The organism is Atlantibacter hermannii (assembly GCF_009907385.1).
GTDB classification, from domain to species: Bacteria; Pseudomonadota; Gammaproteobacteria; order Enterobacterales; family Enterobacteriaceae; genus Atlantibacter; species Atlantibacter hermannii_A.
Genome location: NZ_JAAATR010000012.1, coordinates 1 through 19233 on the forward strand (window position 1 = coordinate 1; position 19233 = coordinate 19233).

The 19233-nt window shown below is 62.0% G+C and carries 14 protein-coding genes; 5 read left to right on the top strand and 9 right to left on the bottom strand.

What is annotated here, in order from left to right:
* Positions 1–250: 250 nt before the first annotated feature.
* Positions 251–1639, bottom strand: coding sequence for a NarK family nitrate/nitrite MFS transporter (locus tag GV764_RS03915; RefSeq protein ID WP_161659074.1), 1389 nt, complete (start codon positions 1637–1639; stop codon positions 251–253).
* Positions 1640–1959: 320 nt separating this feature from the next.
* On the opposite strand from GV764_RS03915, the gene narX reads away from it, so the two are divergent.
* Together narX and narL are read left to right on the top strand one after the other, a co-directional pair.
* Positions 1960–3756 (top strand): nitrate/nitrite two-component system sensor histidine kinase NarX, encoded by a 1797-nt coding sequence (gene narX, locus GV764_RS03920; RefSeq protein WP_161659075.1) that lies wholly within the window; start codon positions 1960–1962, stop codon positions 3754–3756.
* Positions 3749–4399, top strand: a complete 651-nt coding sequence (narL, locus tag GV764_RS03925; RefSeq protein ID WP_161659076.1) for a two-component system response regulator NarL — start codon at positions 3749–3751, stop codon at positions 4397–4399. Before narX ends, narL begins: the two co-directional genes overlap by 8 nt.
* Here narL and GV764_RS03930 read toward each other — a convergent pair whose 3' ends face one another.
* A complete protein-coding gene (locus tag GV764_RS03930; protein WP_161659103.1) occupies positions 4400–5803 on the bottom strand; it encodes a YchO/YchP family invasin in 1404 nt (467 codons plus the stop codon).
* A 154-nt stretch (positions 5804–5957) separates the two neighbouring features.
* Here GV764_RS03930 and GV764_RS03935 point away from each other — a divergent pair, with 154 nt between their 5' ends.
* Positions 5958–6509: a YbhB/YbcL family Raf kinase inhibitor-like protein gene (locus tag GV764_RS03935; protein WP_161659077.1), complete on the top strand. Its 552-nt coding sequence runs from the start codon at positions 5958–5960 to the stop codon at positions 6507–6509.
* Here the strand turns inward: GV764_RS03935 and GV764_RS03940 are convergent.
* The 6 genes from GV764_RS03940 to GV764_RS03965 form a co-directional block, all read right to left on the bottom strand.
* The gene (locus tag GV764_RS03940) at positions 6486–9086 is read right to left on the bottom strand and encodes a nitrate reductase (protein ID WP_201743057.1); all 2601 of its coding nucleotides are present in this window, start codon (positions 9084–9086) and stop codon (positions 6486–6488) included. The genes GV764_RS03935 and GV764_RS03940 overlap by 24 nt on opposite strands.
* Positions 9083–13150 carry a nitrite reductase large subunit NirB gene (gene nirB, locus GV764_RS03945; RefSeq protein ID WP_161659078.1) on the bottom strand — a complete coding sequence of 1356 codons (4068 nt, stop codon included), beginning with the start codon at positions 13148–13150 and terminating at the stop codon, positions 9083–9085. Before nirB ends, GV764_RS03940 begins: the two co-directional genes overlap by 4 nt.
* Positions 13151–13160: 10 nt before the next feature.
* On the bottom strand, positions 13161–13949 hold the full coding sequence (locus tag GV764_RS03950; RefSeq protein ID WP_161659079.1) for an ABC transporter ATP-binding protein: 789 nt from the start codon (positions 13947–13949) through the stop codon (positions 13161–13163).
* Between the two features lie 10 nt (positions 13950–13959).
* Positions 13960–14847: a nitrate ABC transporter permease gene (gene ntrB / locus GV764_RS03955; protein ID WP_161659080.1), complete on the bottom strand. Its 888-nt coding sequence runs from the start codon at positions 14845–14847 to the stop codon at positions 13960–13962.
* Positions 14844–16106 carry a CmpA/NrtA family ABC transporter substrate-binding protein gene (locus GV764_RS03960; RefSeq protein ID WP_161659081.1) on the bottom strand — a complete coding sequence of 421 codons (1263 nt, stop codon included), beginning with the start codon at positions 16104–16106 and terminating at the stop codon, positions 14844–14846. Before GV764_RS03960 ends, ntrB begins: the two co-directional genes overlap by 4 nt.
* Positions 16107–16331: 225 nt before the next feature.
* Entirely contained in the window at positions 16332–17534 is a 1203-nt protein-coding gene (locus GV764_RS03965; RefSeq protein WP_161659082.1) for a nitrate- and nitrite sensing domain-containing protein, read from the bottom strand.
* Positions 17535–17618: 84 nt separating this feature from the next.
* Between GV764_RS03965 and GV764_RS03970 the strand changes: the two genes are divergently transcribed.
* Both GV764_RS03970 and GV764_RS03975 read left to right on the top strand, forming a co-directional pair.
* On the top strand, positions 17619–17972 hold the full coding sequence (locus tag GV764_RS03970) for a DsrE/DsrF/TusD sulfur relay family protein (protein WP_161659083.1): 354 nt from the start codon (positions 17619–17621) through the stop codon (positions 17970–17972).
* Between the two features lie 309 nt (positions 17973–18281).
* On the top strand, positions 18282–18524 hold the full coding sequence (locus GV764_RS03975) for a DUF1883 domain-containing protein (protein ID WP_161659084.1): 243 nt from the start codon (positions 18282–18284) through the stop codon (positions 18522–18524).
* Between the two features lie 2 nt (positions 18525–18526).
* Here GV764_RS03975 and GV764_RS03980 read toward each other — a convergent pair whose 3' ends face one another.
* A complete protein-coding gene (locus tag GV764_RS03980) occupies positions 18527–19219 on the bottom strand; it encodes a gamma-glutamylcyclotransferase (RefSeq protein ID WP_161659085.1) in 693 nt (230 codons plus the stop codon).
* Positions 19220–19233 lie beyond the last annotated feature (14 nt).

Below are 19233 nucleotides of genomic sequence, written 5' to 3' on the forward strand. Positions count from 1 at the left end.
CCCGGGCGAACGGAACAATTCCACTGAACGGAACAATTCCACTGAACAGAACCATTCCACCGAACGGAACCATTCCACTGAACGGAACAATTCCACTGAACGGAACAATTCCACTAAACGGAACCTTTCCACTATACAAAAAACTCCGCCCCGTTCCGGCGAACGGAACAATTCCCCCGCCCTCAGCGCCCCAAAAAAAAGCGCGGACTACGCCGCGCAAAGGATAACACAATCGTTTAAAACGTTATTTTCAGGCGGCTTTGCGGCCATACACCAGCCACGTCACCCCCACACAAACAATATAAAACACAAGGAACACTTTCATCGCGTCCGCCGGGGAGCCGGTCAACTCCAGCGAAGTGCCGAACGCTTTCGGGATAAAGAACCCGCCAATCGCGCCAATCGCCGAGATAAAGCCCAGCGCCGCCGCAGTGTCGGTGGCCGATTCGCGCATCGCCTGCTCCTCGCTGCCGCCCGCCGCTTTCACCCGCTCCATGGTCAGCTTGCGGAAAATCACCGAAATCATCTGGAAGGTCGAGCCACTGCCCAGACCGGCAGTTAAAAACAGCATCAGGAAAATGGCAAAGAACGCGATAAAACTGCCGCCCTGGCCCGCCGTCGGCAGGGTGGTAAACAGCAAGGCGCTGAAGATCGCCATCAGCACGAAGTTCACCAGCGTCACCCGAATACCGCCGAGCTTATCGGACAGCGCCCCGCCCGCCGAACGCGCCAGCGCGCCAATCAGCGGCCCAAAGAAGGCGAAATGGAGAATATTCACGTCCGGGAACTGGGTTTTGGTCAGCATCGCGAACCCGGCGGAGAAACCGATAAATGAGCCGAAAGTCGCCAGATACAAAAAACTCATGATCCACAGGTGCGCGCGCTTCAGTACCGGCAGTTGCGAGCGCAGCGACGCTTTCGACGCGGCCAGATCGTTCATGCCAAACCAGGCGGCAACGGTGAAAATCGCCAGCAGCGGCACCCAAATCCAGGCGGCGTTTTCCAGGTACAGCGTCGAGCCGTCCGGCTGTACCACACCGCCGCCGCCGAAGAAGGCAAAAATCGACATCGAAATCGCCAGCGGAGCCAGCAGCTGCATCACGCTGACCCCGAGGTTGCCGAAACCGCCGTTAATGCCCAGCGCGCCGCCCTGCTTCTGTTTAGGAAAGAAGAAGCTGATATTGGCCATACTGGAGGCGAAGTTCGCGCCCGCGAAACCGCACAGCAGAGAAATGATAATAAAGGTGCTGAACGGCGTGGTGCTGTCCTGCACCGCGAACCCTAACCACAGGCACGGGATAATCAGAATACCGGTGCTGAGCGCGGTCCAGCGGCGTCCGCCGAACAACGGCACCATAAACGCGTAAGGCACACGCAGCAGCGCGCCGGACACCGACGGCAGCGCCGTCAGCATAAACAGCTGATCGGTGGAGAAATGAAAACCCACTTTGTTCAGATTGACCGCCACGGCGCTAAAAATCATCCAGACGCAAAACGCCAGCAGCAGGCAGGGAACGGAAATCCACAAATTACGACGCGCAATGTGTTGCCCCTGCTGTTGCCAGAAGGCGGCATCTTCAGGACGCCAGTCGGTAATTAGCGGGCCTGATGTCGAAGTCGGCACGGAGGATTGGCTCATAGATACCTCAGAAACGTGAAATAACTGCCGCCACCTTAGGCGTTCGCGGTGCGTGTAAGTTGATGTAAATCAATGGATAAGCGGACGGTTTAGCGCGTCAAAATCCCCTGTTATCCTTAGGGAGTAGCAAGGATGACTCAAAAAAGTGTGGTTTTTCACTCCAGTGCGCCGGGTAAATCGTTCCGGTGTATGAATGCCCTACCCACCGGCAATAAAGGAGTACCCCCTTGTTGGTATGGGTATACTTAATACGATGTTTGAGAATAACGGCTTACTTACCTGTGCCCCTGTTTGTGCGACCCGTCAGGAAACTGAACGCCATGATAAAACGCCTGTGCGCCCCGCTTACCCTCGCCAACCAACTTGCGCTGGTGGTACTGATGCTTGCCCTGTTGGGATTAGCGGGCATGGCGGTATCGGCGTGGCTGATTCAGGGGATCCAGGGCAGCGCGCACGCCATCAACAAGGCCGGATCGCTGCGTATGCAGAGCTATCGCCTGCTGGCGGCGGTGCCGCTAAAAAGCGATGACCGCGCCCTGATGCGGGAAATTGAACAGACCGCCTGGGACCCGGAACTGCGCCATATCGCCCAGCGCGACGGTGGAGCTCAACGGCTTGACGCCCTGCACGCCTGGTGGCGCGATCAACTGGCACCGGCGCTGCTGGAGGCCAACACCCGCGAGGAGGTCAAACCCGCCGTGGCGCAGTTCGTCAGCCAGATAGACGCCCTGGTGAGCGGCCTTGACCGCACCACCGAACAGCGCATCAGCCGGGTCATTGTGTTGCACTGGACCATGGCGATCCTGACCACCCTGCTGCTGTTGCTGGCGGTGATCTGGCTGCGCAAGCGGCTGCTGCGCCCGTGGCGGGAACTCATGGTGATGGCGACCGCCATTGGCCAGCGCAACTTTTCCCATCGCGTGACGGCCAGCGGGCGCGATGAAATGGCGACACTTGGCCGCGCGCTGAACAGCATGAGCGACGAACTGGCGGAAAGCTACGCCGGGCTGGAAGCGCGGGTGAAAGAAAAAACCGCCGGGCTGGAGTACAAAAACCAGATCCTGACCTTCTTATGGGACGCGAGCCGCCGGATGCACAGCCCGCTGCCGCTGTGCGAGCGCTTAGCCCCGGTGCTGGCGCGCCTGCAACAGCTGACTCCGCTGCGGGATATCGAACTGCGGATTTACGAGACCGGCGATGATGATAACTATCAGGAGTTCGCCTGGCAGCCGGACACGCGCTGCGATGAAAAAGGCTGCACCCTGTGCCCGCGTGAACGACTGAAAGGGGAAGTCAGCGACGCCACCCTGCAATGGCGGCTGGCGGACGGCCTGACCCGCTACGGCCTGCTGCTGGCGCGGCTGCCGGAAAAATCAGCGCTCAATCAGGATCAACAGCACCTGATCGATACCCTGGTGGAACAAATCACCTCGTCGCTGGCGCTGGAACGTCAGCAGGATCGCCAGCAGCAATTGATCGTGATGGAAGAGCGCGCCGCCATCGCCCGGGAACTGCATGATTCCATCGCCCAGTCCCTGTCGTGTATGAAAATGCAGGTCAGCTGCCTGCAAATGCAGGGCGACGCCCTGCCGGCGCAGAGCCAGTCGCTACTGGCGCAAATCCGCAACGAACTGAACAGCTCCTGGCGGCAGTTGCGCGAGCTGCTCACCACCTTCCGCCTGCAACTGACCGAGCCGGGCCTGCGTCCGGCGCTGGAAGGCAGCTGTCAGGAATTCAGCGCCCGGCTGGGCTTCCCGGTGACGCTGAACTATCATCTGCCGCCGCGTCGGGTCCCGGCGCATCAGGCCATTCACCTGGTGCAAATCACCCGTGAAGCGTTGAGCAATGCGCTGAAGCACGCGGGCGCGAGCGAAATTAGCGTTACCGCCACCCTGAACAATCATCAGGTCAGGCTGGTGATTGCCGATAACGGCTGCGGCGTGCCGGAACACGCCGAACGTACCAACCACTATGGTTTAATCATTATGCGTGACCGCGCCCAAAGCCTGCGCGGTGACTGTCAGGTCCGGCGGCGGGAAACCGGAGGCACCGAAGTGGTGGTGACCTTTATCCCCGACACGCCCCAATTATCTGCCCGAGGAGAAGTCCATGAGTAATCAGGAACCGGCAACGATTCTGTTAATTGACGATCATCCGATGCTGCGTACCGGCGTGAAACAGCTGATCAGCATGGCGACGGACATTACTGTCGTTGGCGAGGCCGGGAGCGGCGAACAGGGTATCGATATGGCGGAATCGCTCGACCCCGATCTGATTCTGCTGGATCTCAACATGCCCGGTATGAACGGTCTGGAAACCCTCGACCGCCTGCGTGAAAAAGCGCTTTCCGGCCGGGTGGTGGTATTTAGCGTTTCCAATCATGAAGAAGACGTGGTGACGGCGCTCAAGCGCGGCGCGGACGGTTATTTGCTCAAAGATATGGAGCCGGAAGAGTTGCTGAAAGCGCTGCATCAGGCGGCGGCGGGCGAGATGGTATTAAGCGAGGCCTTAACGCCGGTGCTGGCCGCCAGCCTGCGCGCCAACCGCGCCACCTCGGATCGCGACGTCACCCAGTTGACCCCGCGCGAGCGCGATATCCTCAAACATATCGCCCAGGGCCTGCCGAATAAAATGATCGCCCGCCGTCTCGATATCACCGAAAGCACCGTAAAAGTGCATGTGAAGCACCTGCTGAAGAAAATGAAGCTTAAATCCCGCGTCGAAGCGGCGGTGTGGGTGCATCAGGAACGTATTTTCTGATCACTCGTCCGGCAGCAGCGGATACGTGCGGCTGTCGTCGTTGAGTTCCACCGGCGGCGAGAGTTGCAAAGTAATCAGGTTCGACGTCACGCGCTGCCCTTTGTTGTCCTCCACGATGACCGACAACTGCCAGCGGTTCGCGGCGTCAGGCTGGCTGTTCCAGGCAGGCAGAATAAGGGTCCAGCCGTCGGTGCTGTTTTCTCCGGGCGGTGCGGTCAGGCTCAGCGCCTGCGTGTCGCCCTGCCAGGTCAGCCGTTTGATGCCGTGCACGCTGCGCACCTGGAGTTTTAACGCCACGGTTTCGCCGGGGCTGAGGACCCAGGGCGGCGTCGCCAGATATACCGACAGGGTTTTACGCTGGCGGTATTCCACCACTGGCAGATGATTGCGCACCACGCCGTCGTAGCGGCTGCCGCGCAGCGAGGTGGCGCTGGCGACTTCGCTGGCGGAGAGCTGTTTGCTGAGCGGCACTCCGAAGCGGTAATTAAGCTTCAGACCAAGGTTATTCTGGCTCACCCCGCTCTCTCCCTGCTTGTGCTGGGCGTCGATGGTCACCAGCGGCACCGGCGTATAGCTCACCCCCACCTTCACCGCCAGCGGATCGTGATAGCCGGTGCCGTTATCAAACAGATCCACCCGATCGCCAAAGTAGCGTTCAAAACTGACGCGGGTATTGATGTGCCGGTAAAACGGCAAGCGCGCCTGGGCGGTGAGATCGTAACCCTGGGCGAAGCGCTGAGCCTGCACCGCGCTGCTGTCGCGCCAGCTGCCGAGCGGCTGATAGTAATTGGCGGAAAAGCGCAGATTCTCGCCCCAGGCTTCCGCGCCTACGCTGGCGCGCTGCAAATGATCGTCGAACCGGCTGTCGTAGAAGGTGTTATAGCCCAGCAGCCAGTCGCCGGTGCGCCAGCGCTGGCCGAGGCCCGCGTTGCCGATCAGCCCTTCGCTCTGTTGCGTTAATCCCAGCTGGCTCCAGGTCAGCCCGGCGTCGCGGTCGATAAGCGGCGTGAACAGCGAACCGCGCGTGCCGGTAAACTCCCCTTCGTCGTTGACCTGCACATCCACTTCCGCCTGGCCCCAGGGCGAGAGCAGCGATTGCGCCTCGCGCGCCACCCGTTCACTGACGGCTTCCCGGAACTGGTCGAAAGCATAGGCGCGCGCCTGTTCGCTGATCCCCAGCCCGTTATCGGTCTGGCTGGCCTCGCCGAAGGATTTCGCCAGCTCGGCGAGATGTTTCTCGCCGCTGTTGCCGGTGGGCGTCATGCCGAGATCCGGCAGAGTATCCTGATGGTTATCGAATGGATTGCCGGTTTGCCGGGTATCGCGGCCCTGAACGGCCTGCGCGCCTCCGGTAACCAGGAAGCTGAAAAGCAGAGGGGTGAAGAGTGATTTATACAACGCCATCGGGTAATGATAGCTAAGCTTTGCGCATCGCTGAACCACGAATCGGTTAAGCGTGGCGTTTTTCGCCGCAGCGGGCCTCATTTCCAGATTATCCTCAAACGCTTTCCCCCCGCCTGCGCTACGCTTAATACATCTTCCCGTGTGAGATCCCCCGATGAAAAAGTCACTGCTTTCAGCGCTCTGTTTGCTGTCAGGGCTGGCGATGCCCGTCGCTTATGCCGACAGTCTGTTTATCCTCCAGTCGCCGGATTTCGCCGATAATGCGCTGATGGAAAAAAAATTCGCCGGTAATGCGAAAGACAACCCCAACTGCACCGGCGAAAACGCCTCTCCGGCGCTGGTCTGGAGCCACGCCCCCACCGGCACCAAAAGCTACGCGCTGATCATGCATGACCCCGAAGGCGCGAAAGGCCTCGGCGTCACCCATCTGGTGGCCTACAACATTCCCTCTTCCACCACCGGCTTTGCCGCCAATGCGCTGGTGAAAGAAGAAGGCTTTACCGGCGGGAAAAACAGCCCCGGCACCACCACCTGGTACGGCCCCTGCCCGCCGCCCGGCACCGGGGCGCACCATTACACCTTTACCCTGATCGCCACCGATCGGGATCCCAATCTGAAAGCGGGCATGACCAAAGAAGAACTGCTGGCCGCGCTGAAAGGCCATGCGCTGGCCGCCACCGGCTTAGTGGGCCGCTTTGGTCAGTGACGACGCGATCAGCGCCCGCAGTTCCGGCAGGCAGGAACCGCACTGAGTACCGCAACCTGACTGCTTGCCGAGCGCGGCGGGCGTGTCGCACCCCGCCGCGATAGCCGCGCAAATCGCGGCTTCGCTCACCCCCATACAACTGCATACCGTGCGCCCGCGCGGCGTTGGCTGCGCGCCGCCCCCCGCCAGCAGCTGGTGACGCCGCGCCGGATCGGTGACCGGCGCGTCAAAGCTGGCGACAAGGGTTTGCTCATCCAGCGCGACTTCATGGCGGCTAAGGAACAGCGCCAGTTGCAAAGCCGCGCCCTGCCAGGCCAGCAGATGGACGAAGGTGTCGCCCTGGGCGTACTGCAACTGCCAGCCTTCGCGCCCGGCGAGGGTTTCAATCCAGCCGACGTCTCCGGTGCTCGCCGCCAGTTTCCAGCCCGCGGCCTGCCGCCACCACATCATTGACTGAGGGATCGCCAGTGGGTATCGGCTAAACAGCGATCCCTGCCACGGCGCGTTTATCCGCTGGAGGCGCACCGCCGTTTGTTTGCTCTCGGGTTGCCCGGAGTGCGGATCGACCACCGACGCCACCAGCGTGTTGACCCGGCTCTGGCTGGCGAAGTGATTATTCCAGTGCATCGGCATAAACAGCTCGCCAGGGCGCTGCCCGGCGCTGATGCGGGCAAAGCCCAGCGCCCAGCCGCGCGGCGAAGAGAGCCGCAGCAGGGACTGCTCGCCAATGCCCAGGTGCGCCGCATCGTCGGGGTGGATCAGCACCCAGGGCAGCGGCTGGTGCTGCATCAGGCGCGGCACCGCGCCAGTGCGGGTCATGGTGTGCCACTGATCGCGTATCCGCCCGGTGTTGAGCAACAGCGGATAGTGCGCGGTGGTTTGCGCCTGAGCGTTTTGCGGATCCACCGCAATCAACTGCAATCGGCCCGAGGGATGCCAGCCCTGCCCCGTTTCCAGTAATCGCGCGGTGCCGCGCGGCGCGTCGGCGGTCACCGGCCACTGGATCGGCGCCAGGTTGTCCCACTGCTCAGCATTCAGCGATGCCAGCCCGCTGATATCAAATGCGCGGCTGCCGTGGTTTTCAAAGCCCGACAGCCGGGCGTGTTCGCTGAATACCTCTGCCGGGTGCTGCCAGCTAAAGGCCTCGCTAAAACCCAAGCGCTGCGCCACCCGGGCGACGATCCACCAGTCAGGCCGGGTCTCGCCCGGCGCGGGCATAAACGTCCGCTGACGCGAAATCCGCCGCTCCGAGTTGGTGACGGTGCCGTTTTTCTCGCCCCATGCCTGGGCGGGAAAACGGATATCGGTAAACGCCAGGGTATCGCTGTGCGTGGAGACTTCTGAGACGATCACCAGCGGGCAGCGACGCAGCGCCTCGCGCACCCGGTCGCTGTCGGGCAGCGACACCGCCGGGTTGGTGCCCATGATCCACACCGCTTTCACCTCGCCGTGATACATCGCCTCAAACAGCTCCACCGCCATCAGCCCCGGCGTTTCGGCAATCCGCTCGCTGCCCCAGAAGCGCCCCAGCCGGGCGATATCCTGCGGGTTAAACCCCATATGGCAGGCCAGCTGGTTCGCCAGCCCGCCCACTTCACGCCCGCCCATGGCATTTGGTTGCCCGGTCAGCGAAAAGGGGCCACAGCCTTCGCGGCCAAATTTCCCGCTCGCCAGGTGGACGTTAATAATCGCGTTGCATTTGTCGCTGCCGCTGGACGACTGGTTGATGCCCATGGTGTAGAGCGTCACGGCGCGATCGGCGCTGATGAACCAGTCGTAAAAACGCGCCAGCTCGTCACGCGGCAGATCGCAAAACGTCGCGCAGCGATCCAGCGGCCATGCCGCCGCCGCGTCCACCGCCAGCTGTTGCCCGTCGAAGGTATCCGGCGGGATTTGCTGCGCCAGCAGATTCAGCAGCCCGTTAAACAGCCCGGCGTCGGTGCCGGGCTTCAGCGCCAGATGCAGGTCGGCGATATCGCAGGTGGCGGTTTTGCGCGGGTCGATCACCACCACTTTCATGGCTGGCCGCTGCGCTTTTGCCGCCGCCAGCCGTTGATACAGCACCGGATGCGCCCAGGCGGCGTTTGATCCCACCAGCACCACCAGATCGCTGGTTTCGATATCCTGATAATTGCCCGGCACCGCGTCCGCACCGAACGCGCGCTTGTAGCCCACCACCGCCGACGACATGCACAGCCGGGAGTTGGTATCGATACTGGCGCTGCCGATAAAGCCCTTCATCAGCTTATTGGCGGCATAATAGTCTTCGGTCAGCAGCTGGCCCGAAGCATAAAACGCCACCGCCTGCGGGCCATGCTGCTGGATAATTTCCGCCAGCTGTCCGGCGGCGGCATCCAGCGCGCGATCCCAGGAGACGATTTGCCCGTCGACTTCCGGCGCCAGCAGCCGCCCGTCTAACCCGAGCGTTTCACCCAGTGCCGCGCCTTTCACGCACAGCCGCCCAAAATTAGCGGGATGATCCGGGTCCCCCGCGACGCTGACGCTGCCGTCCGGGGCTTGGGTCACCACCACGCCGCAGCCGACCCCGCAGTATGGGCAGGTGGTTTTAACGCTCATGATGCCTCCGCGCGCAGGATCAGCGCCTGGCTGCTGACCCACACTTTGTCAGCCTCGATTTTCACCGGCCAGGCGCGCACCGCCAGCTGGCTGCTGCCCTGAAAACAGCCGTCGCGCAGGCGAATTTTCTGTTTGTAGAGGGGGGAAATCACTACCGGCTCCCCGGCCACATCACCCAGCAGGCCGCGCGACAGCACGTTGGCGTCGCTGTCCGGCTCGCGGTTATCCAGGGCGTATACCGCGTCATTAAAGCGGAACAGCGCAATCTGCAATGTACCCAGCCGCGCGCCAATGCCCGCATCCGCCGGGATCTCATCGAGGCGGCACACTTCCTGCCACAGGCGCGACGTCGGCGCGGCCTCCTGCTGCTGCGGTACGCTCACCAGCTGCGGCTGATCGCGCAGCATCTGGCGCTGCACCGCTTCGTCCGGCATCTCGCTGTTGACGAAGCTTTTGAACAGCGCCAGCCGATCCGGGCTGTTGAGCGTGGTTTGCCATTCGCACTGGTAGCTTTCAATCACCTGGGCCATTTCGCGCTCCAGTTCGTCGCAGATGCCGAGGCTGTCGTGCAAAATCACCGCCTGTAGGTAGGCCAGCCCGCCCTCCAGGTTGTCCATCCAGGTGCTGGTGCGCTGGAGCCGGTCGGCGGTGCGGATATAGAACATCAGAAAACGATCCACGGTACGCAGCAGCGTGGCGGTATCCAGATCGCTGGCGAACAGATCGGCATGGCGCGGTTTCATGCCGCCGTTGCCGCACACGTACAGGTTCCAGCCCTTTTCGGTGGCGATGACGCCGACGTCTTTGCCCTGGGCTTCGGCGCATTCCCGGGTGCAACCGGAGACCGCCATTTTGATTTTGTGCGGCGCGCGCAGTCCCTTGTAGCGGTGCTCCAGTTCGACCGCCAGCCCGGTGGAATCCTGCACGCCGTAGCGGCACCAGGTGGAGCCGACGCAGGATTTCACGGTGCGCAGGGATTTACCGTAGGCGTGGCCGGTTTCAAACCCGGCGTCCACCAGCTCGCGCCAGATCGGCGGCAGTTGCTCCAGCCGCGCGCCAAACAGGTCGATACGCTGGCCGCCGGTAACTTTGCTGTACAGGTTATAGCGTTTGGCGATCTCGCCGATGGCGATCAGCCCGTCAGGCGTCACTTCCCCGGCGGGCATGCGCGGCACAATCGAATAGGTGCCGTCTTTCTGGATATTGGCGAAGTAGCGGTCGTTGGTGTCCTGCAACGGCAGATGGCCGGGCTTGAGCAAATACTCATTCCAGCACGACGCCAGCACCGATCCCACCAGTGGCTTGCAGATTTCACAGCCGTGACCGCGCCCGTAGCGGCTAATCAGCTGGTTAAAGCTGCGGATAGGGTTAACCCGCACCAGGTGATAGATCTCCTGGCGGGAATACGCGAAGTGTTCGCAGATGTCTTTTTTGACCTCCACGCCCTGCTGTTCCAGCTGATAATCCAGCACCTGTTTCACCAGCGCGCTACAGCCGCCGCAGCCGGTGGCGGCTTTGGTGCAGGTTTTCAGGGCATCAAGGCTGGTTGCGCCGTCGCTGACCGCCTGGCAGATCCGGGCTTTGCTGATGTTATGGCAGGAGCAGATTTGCGCGCTGTCGGGCAACGCCGCCACGCCGGGCCCTTTCACGGCGTTCGGCGAACTGGCGGGCAGGATCAGGGTTTCCGGCCGGGCGGGCAGCGCCATGTCGTTAAGCATCATCTGCAACAGCGTGGCGTAGTCGCTGCTGTCGCCCACCAGCACGCCGCCCAGCAGGCGTTTGTTATCCGCGCTGACCACGATTTTCTTGTAGGTTTGCGCCGGGCCGTTGGTCCACTGATAGCTCTGCGCCCCCGGCGTCGCGCCGTGGGCATCGCCGAACGACGCCACTTCCACGCCCAGCAGCTTGAGTTTAGTGCTCATATCCGCGCCGCTGAACAGCGCGTTTTCGCCGTTAAGCGTCGCCGCCGCCACCCGCGCCATCTGATAGCCAGGGGCGACCAGCCCGAAGATTTTGCCCTGCCACAGGGCGCATTCGCCGATGGCGCTGATGCGCGGATCGCTGGTCTGACAGCGGTCGTCAATCACGATACCGCCGCGCTCGCCCAGCGCCAGCCCCGCCTGGCGCGCCAGCGCATCCTGAGGGCGGATGCCTGCCGAAAACACCACCAGATCGGTTTCCAGGCTCTGCTCATCGGCAAAATGCAGCGCCAGGCCAGTTTCCGTGGCGCGGATCTCTTTGGTGGATTTGCTGGTATGCACGCTGACGCCGAGGGCGCTGATTTTCTCGCGCAGCATCGCGGCGCCGGGGGCGTCGAGCTGCACCGCCATCAGGTTGGGCGCGAATTCCACCACGTGAGTCTCCAGCCCCAGCTGTTTCAGGGCGTTGGCGGCTTCGAGGCCCAGCAGCCCACCGCCGATCACCACGCCGCGCGTGGCGGTTTTCGCCCGCTCGCGGATAGCGTCCAGGTCATCCAGAGTGCGGTAAACAAAACAGCCCGGCAGCTGATGGCCCGGCACCGGCGGCACAAACGGCCAGGAGCCGGTAGCCAGCACCAGCCGGTCCCAGCAGGTTTCCCGGCCTTCGGCATCGCGCACCACCTGGCGTTCGCGGTCGATATCGACAATTTTGCAGCCGGTGCGCAATTCGATGCCGCTGGCGGCAAAGAAATCCCCTTCCACCATGGAAAGCGAGTCGGCGCTACGTCCGGCGAAATACTCCGACAGATGCACCCGATCGTAAGCCGCGTGACGCTCCTCGCCAAACACGATGATGTGGTACTGCTGATGCAGCCCGGCGTTGACGCACTGCTCAAGGAAATGGTGGCCCACCATGCCGTGGCCGATAACCACTAATGTCGCTTTGCTCATTTCATCACTTCCTGCAGCCAGCGGCTGCGGTTGGTCAATATCAAAAAGCAGCCCGGCGTGGAGGTCAACCGGCTGCCGGAACTGGTTCATCAGGCGCGGCGCGGCGTGGGTGTCGCCCATCAGCAGCAGCGCCGAGAGTTTGCCGTCGCGCAGCAGCAAGCGCCGGTAGTGGCCGCTGAGCGGGTCATAGCTGGTCAGCGCCTGGCAATCCGGCGTGGGGTTGATGTCGCCCGCGCTGAACAGATCGATACCGGTGACTTTTAAGCGGGTGCCGCGCGGCTGGTAGTGAAAATCGCCCTGCGGATGGCCCGCCAGCCGGGCCGCCAGCACATCCGCCTGGGCCAGGCAGGGAGCCACTAATCCCCACAAGGCGCCGTTAAATTCGCAGCATTCGCCGATGGCGCTGATCCCCGGCAGCGCGGTTCGCAGCTGGCCATCCACCAGGATCCCCCGATTGCAGGGCACGCCCGCCTGGCTGGCGAGCTGGCTATTGGGCCTGACGCCGGTGGCGATAATCACGCGCGAAGCCGGGAGCGCATCGCCGTTGCTGAGCGTGACGTGATGCTCGCCGATGTCGGTCAACGTCTGGCCCAACACGCAGCGGATACCGCGCGCCTCCAGACGTTCCGCCAGCAGACCGGCTGCCCGATCATCCAGCTGTTGTTCCATCAGCCGGGCAGCCAGATGCACCAGCGTCACCGGCATACCGCGCTGGGCCAGCGCCGCCGCGGCTTCCACGCCCAGCAACCCACCGCCGAGCACCACCGCCGGGCCGTCATGGCGCAAAATCGCCTCCACATCTTTTTGGGTGCGAAACGCGTGGACGTGCGGCTGCTGATGGCCGTTAATCGGCGGGATAAACGGCACAGATCCCGTAGCGAATACCAGTTCATCCCAGCGCAGTTGCTGGCGCGGGGTGGTGACGGTGCGGTGATCGACGTCCACCGCCAGCACCTGTTCATTGCTCAGCACGGTGACGCCGTGGGCCTGATACCACGCCAGCGGATGCAGGGTGGTATCAGCTGCGCTTTTCTCCCCGCCGAGCACCGGCGACAGCAGGATGCGGTTATAGGCTACGCCCGGCTCGTCGCCAATCAGCGTAATGGCGTAACGCGTCGGGGCCAGTTGCAGCAGTTGCTCCACCAGCCGGACCGCCGCCATGCCGTTGCCGACAATCACCAGTTGCGTCGTCATCAGGCTCTCCTCACGCCGCTTTGGGCTGCTTTTCATACAGGAAATGGAAGATTTGATGGCGCAGCTGGTGATAGTGCGGATCGTCCGCCAGTTGCACCCGGTTGCGTGGTCGTGACAACGTCACATCAAGGATTTCCCCTACCGTCGCCGCCGGACCGTTGGTCATCATCAGCACCCGGTCGCACAGCAGCACCGCTTCATCGACATCGTGAGTGATCAGCACGATGGTGGTATTGAGCGCCTGCTGGATGCGCATCACCACATCCTGAAGGTGCGCGCGGGTTAAGGCATCGAGCGCGCCGAACGGCTCATCCATCAGCAACACTTTCGGCTTCATCGCCAGCGCCCGGGCAATGCCGATGCGCTGCTTCATGCCGCCGGAAATCTCGCCGGGACGTTTATCGCGGGCGTGGCCCATCTGCACCTGTTCGAGGTTGTGCATGATCCATTCATTGCGCTCGGCGCGGCTCAGGGTGCGGGCAAAGATGTGGTCCACCGCCAGCGCCACGTTCTGGTAGCAGGTCAGCCACGGCAGCAGGGAATGGTTCTGGAACACCACCGCGCGCTCCGGGCCTGGCCCGGCGATTTCGCGGTTATCGCACAGCAGGCCGCCTTCGCTCGGCAGCGTGATGCCCGCGATCAGATTCAGCAGTGTGGATTTGCCGCAGCCGGAATGGCCGATCAGCCCGACGGTTTCCCCGGCGGCGATATCAAAGGTGACGTTTTGCAGCGCCAGAAAATCGCCGCCCTGGGTGGCGAAACGCTGGCTGACGTTCTGGACCTGAATAATCGGTTTCATGGTGCGCTCCTTATTTTTCCTGCCAGCTAAAACGACGCGCCAGCAACAGCAGCGCCTGCTCGAGCATCAGCCCCACCACCCCGATAATGACGATGGCGATAATGATGTTTTCGACGTTGAGGTTGTTCCACTCATTCCAGATCCAGAAGCCGATGCCCAGGCCGCCGGTGAGCATTTCAGCGGCGACGATCACCAGCCAGGCGATGCCGATGGACAGCCGCACCCCGGTCAAAATCGCCGGCAATACCGCCGGAAACAGAATGCGGCGCATCACCGTCCATTCAGAGAGTTGCAGCACCCGCGCCACGTTGAGGTAGTCGTCCGGGATACGGCGCACCCCGTCGGCGGTGTTGATCACCATCGGCCAGATCGAGCAGATAAAAATGGTCCAGCTGGAGGCCGGTTCGGCGCGCTGGAACAGCAGTAAACCGATGGGCAGCCAGGCCAGCGGGCTCACCGGGCGCAGCAGCGCAATCAGCGGGCCGAACATCCGGGCGAAGAACACGAAGCGGCCCGTCAAAAAGCCGAGCGGAATACCCACCAGCGCCGCCAGCCCGAAGCCGATGCCGACGCGTTGCAGGGACGCCAGCACGTTCCAGCCGATCCCCTGATCGTTAGGCCCTTCGCGGTAGAACGGGTCGGCGAACAGGGTCAGCGCCGAATCCAGGGTGCTGAGCGGGCCGGGAAAGCCTTTGCTGTTAACCGACACCAGCTGCCAGGCCACCAGCGCCAGCCCCAACCCCAGCAGACCTGGCAGCAGGCGCTGCACCAGGCGGTTGGCGGCGACGCGCAGGGCCGGATGGCGCTTGCGCACCTGTACCGGCGGCAGCGCGATCACCTCCGCGCTAATTACTTCTGACGTGACAACGTCACTCTGCGTTACCGTTTGCTGTTTCATGCTTTGCTCCCCTGATGCGAGATATCGAAGCTGGCGGCGTAAGACGCCGGGTCCGCGCCGTTCCAGATTTTGCCGTCCAGCAGACGACTGCTGCGCATGGCGTTTTTCGGCAGGTTGACGCCGGTCGCGCTGGCAGCCTGCTGGTAGATATCGGTGCGGTTGATGCGTTGGGCGATGGCCTGGTAATCCGGCTCCTGTTTCAGCAACCCCCAGCGGCGGAACTGGGTCAGGAACCAGATGCCATCGGACAGCCATGGATAGCTGACCTCGCCGTCGCGGAAGAATTGCATGCCGTGGCGATCCTGCCAGCGGCGGCCCGCGCCGTTGTCGTAATCGCCGAGCATCCGGCCCGTGAGGTACTGCTCTTTGGTATTGAGGTAAGCGCGTTTCGCCAGCACCCGGGCGGTTTCCCGGCGGTTGTCATCGCTGGCGTCGATCCAGCGGGCCGCGTCCAGCGTGGCGGAGACCAGCGCCCGCGCGGTATTGGGATTCTGTTCGACCCAGTCGTGACGGCAGCCGAGCACTTTTTCCGGGTGATCCGGCCAGATATCCTGGGTGGTCGCGGCAGTGAAGCCGATGCGGTCGTTGATTGCCCGGGCATTCCAGGGTTCACCGACGCAAAAGCCCACCATGTTGCCGATGCGCATGTTCATCACCATCTGCGGCGGCGGCACCACCACGGTGCGCACATCGGTAAACGGGTTGATGCCTTCGGATGCCAGCCAGTAGTAGAGCCACATGGCGTGGGTGCCGGTCGGGAAGGTGTGGGCGAAGGTATAGCTGCCCGGCGCGGACTGGCGCAGATAGCCCGGCAGATCGCCCAGCGTGCGGACGCCCTGGTCCAGCAGATCGGTGGAGAGCGTGATCGCCTGACCGTTGTTGTTGAGGGTCATCAGGCTCGCCATGGCCTGCTTTTTCCCGGCGATGCCCAGTTCCAGCCCGTACACCATGCCGTAGAGGATGTGCGCGGCATCCAGCTCGCCGTACACCAGTTTGTCGCGCACCGCCGCCCAGCTCGCCTCTTTGCTGAGATTAAGTTTGATGCCGTAGCGGGCGTCGAAGCCTTTTACCGATGCCATCACCAGCGGCGCGCAGTCGGTCAGCGGGATAAACCCGACGTTAACCTGCTGGCGCTCCGGCTGGTCAGAGCCTGCCGCCCGGATGCTGCTCGCCAGCCCCGGCATCATCATAACGCTGCCCAGTGCGGCTCCCGCCTGAATGAAGCGGCGGCGGGAAAGCCCTCGTTGTGTTTCGCTCATGGCTGCTCCAATAAAAAAAGGCGTCCAACAATGCGTGAACATTGCAGGACGCCTTTATCCTTATCGCCGGGAAGCCGCCGTTGGCTTCTCTGCGCGTTGTGTTGTGGTCATCAACAGAATTGCAATTGCTGTGCCAGAAATACAGGCCCCGTTTGCCGGGGTTTCAGCGCTTTTTTGTGAGCCAACGCACCATAAACTGTCACGCTCTGCCCCGCCGGTGTGCAGCTAACGCTCTGGCGTGACCGACCACAGCGAGGCGCTGAGCAGCAGCGAACGGGCGATATCCACCATCCGCTGATTCTGGTTCATGGCCAGCTTACGCAGTTGCTGCCAGGCCAGTTCTTCACTGATGCCCTGGTGGTTCATCAACAGGCTTTTGGCTTTATCGATGGTTTTACGCTCCTCAAGTGTTTCCTGAAGCGAGCTCAGTTCGCGGCTGAGTTTCTCCAGCTCGCGCGCCTGCTGGCGCACCAGCGGCAGCAGATGACGCTCCACCGGCGCGGCTTTCACGCTGCTCTGCTGCACCACCCACGCGGCAAAGGCCGTTTCACCGGTGTGTGCGTCATCTACTGTATGTTGTAACGAACGTCGCGCCACGGCGGAAAGCGTATCGATCAGCCGGGTTTCGATCAGCCGCAGCGCGTCAAGGCGTCGGGTCTGGATATCAAACCAGCGCGCCGCCGACGGCGGGTTTGCCGGAAGGCGGGTGCAGGCCTCGCGGCGCATCTGTTCGATATCCCGGGTGGCCTCTGCGCTGTCGCGAAACATCGCGGCCTGTTCCGGCTGCGTCAGCGAAAGGAAGGTGGAAAAGCTGTGCTGCTGGGCGTCGATGCGGTCCACCAGCATCTGGCGCAGCGCGGCATCAAACTCGCCGCGGGTAAAGCCAATCGCGCCGACCGCCCGCTCCTGCCCGACCCATTCTTTGCCCTGCATCAGGCTGTACAGCGCGGTCAGCGCCTGGGCGACCTGCGGATCGCTCAGCGCATCGTTGGCTTCCGGGATGATTTCCATCAGCGGCTGTACGGTGCGGTTAAAGCGTTCCATGGCCTGTTCAGGCGTGATGCGCAGGGTGCGGATTTCCTCCCGCAAGGCGCTTAATCCTTCCAGAAACCATAGCGCGCAGGCCAGCTTCGCCGCCGCGTTACCGTTCATCAGGGCGTGGTGTTCGGTTAGCCACTGCTGGAAAGCAACCAGCGTCTCATCCACCTGCCGGGCGCTGTGCTGCAACTGCGGGCCAAACAGCGCGCCCCGGGAACACAGCCAGACGTTGGACGCGCCGCGCTCGCGCTGGAGCGCATGCACCAGTTGGCTAATCAGCGTGGCGAATTCACCCAGCCGCGCGAGATGCTGTAACTGCTGCTGTTGCTGGCGACGGGTATAGTAAAACCATTCCAGCGCGGATTGCGGGCGTGGCCCCTGTTGATTCATGTCATACTCCCGAAGTCATTACCGCTTTACTCTGGTCAGCAATTAACAAAGCAATAACCATGCCCAAACGGCAAAGGAGTTAACGTGCAAAATATCGTGATTATCGCTAACGGCGCGGCCTACGGCAGCGAGTCGCTGTTTAACAGCCTGCGTCTGGCTATCGCCCTGCGCGAACAGCAGGACGACATCAGCCTGAAACTGTTTTTGATGTCGGATGCGGTGACGGCAGGCATTCGCGGCCAGAAACCGGCAGAAGGCTACAACATTCAGCAGATGCTGGAGATCCTCACCGCCCAGAACGTGCCGGTGAAACTGTGTAAGACCTGCACCGACGGGCGCGGCGTGACCGGGCTGCCGCTGATTGACGGCGTGGAGATCGGCACGCTGGTAGAGCTGGCGCAGTGGACGCTGGCGGCGGATAAAGTGCTGACCTTTTAATGGCTGCTCTGCCGCAGTCACCCCGCTGCGGCAGTTTCCAGACGAGTAAGGCGATTCGACACCCGTTGCGAAATAGCTTGCTGAACGCGCCGCAGGTTTCCAGAACTTCCCGCTCCGGTTGTTCACTTTTCAGGCGTAATTCTTTCGGTTCTGAATGTATTACGGGAATTTATAACTAAAGTTTAATGATTATGAAATTCGTTGATCAAAGTCAGCATCCGCGCCCTCCCTCTTTGGTGTTATGCATAAGCGTGATTTGTGAACAGAGTCACGTACGGGGGTAGTCTTTTTTTGGCAGAGGGTAAAGAGATGGCGATGGTAAAAACGAGTCTTACATTGTTTGGTGGGGATACGGTGGTGGTGCGCTGTTCCGATTCCTGTCACATTCATCTGATGAGCGCGAAAGGCGCTGCCAGCAGTACGGCGGATATTTTAAGCGTGCAAAACCGCAAGCACGCTTACCTCACCGTTCCCTACAGCGGCACCTGGAACGTGCTGATCGACAGTCACAGCCAGTCGCTGGAGCACTCCATCAGCTACGTTCCTGCCTGAGTTTATGCAAACCCCGGTTGCCAGTTAGCGTCGGACTGGGGTGCCTGTAACGCGCGAACCGCATTAATCAGTTCATCCAACGTCGGGTCGCGCATTCCCAGTTTGTTGAGTTCCTGCTCCAGTGAAAACAGATACTGGGCATTGGTGCCGAGCGGGCCGCTGGCGGCGGCAATCAGCGGGGCGATGATCGCGGCGCGGGTGTCGGATTCATACAGCGAATGGCGCGGATCCATGATAAACACCAGCGCGTTGACGGTGCGGCCATCGTCCAGCTCAAGCTTGCACCAGGTAGGCAGATAGCAGCCGGTGATCATCTCACGCTTCCAGAGCAGCTCCAGTTCCTGATCGAGCGTGGCTTCCGGCAGACGGTACGCCACGCCGGTGGTGCGGCCGCCCTCTTTCAGCGCCAGCATTCGTCCCGGCTGGCAGGCGGTGCCACGGCCTGCGGTTAAGCGCAGGCAAAACGCCCGATGCCAGCCCGGCAGCGTACCGGTGGCGGACTCTTCATATTCCAGCGCCGGGTTCCACATCAGCGAACCGTAACCAAAAATCCATACCGGGCCATCATCAGGCCGACAGGCCAGCGTCGCCGCAAGAGATGCCGCGCGCTGCTCAGATGACCACAATAACGATTCCTCAATGGCTCCAAAAGCCGTCTTACAATCCGCTTTCATTAAGAAATCACGTGTTAGCACTTCATACCTCCGCC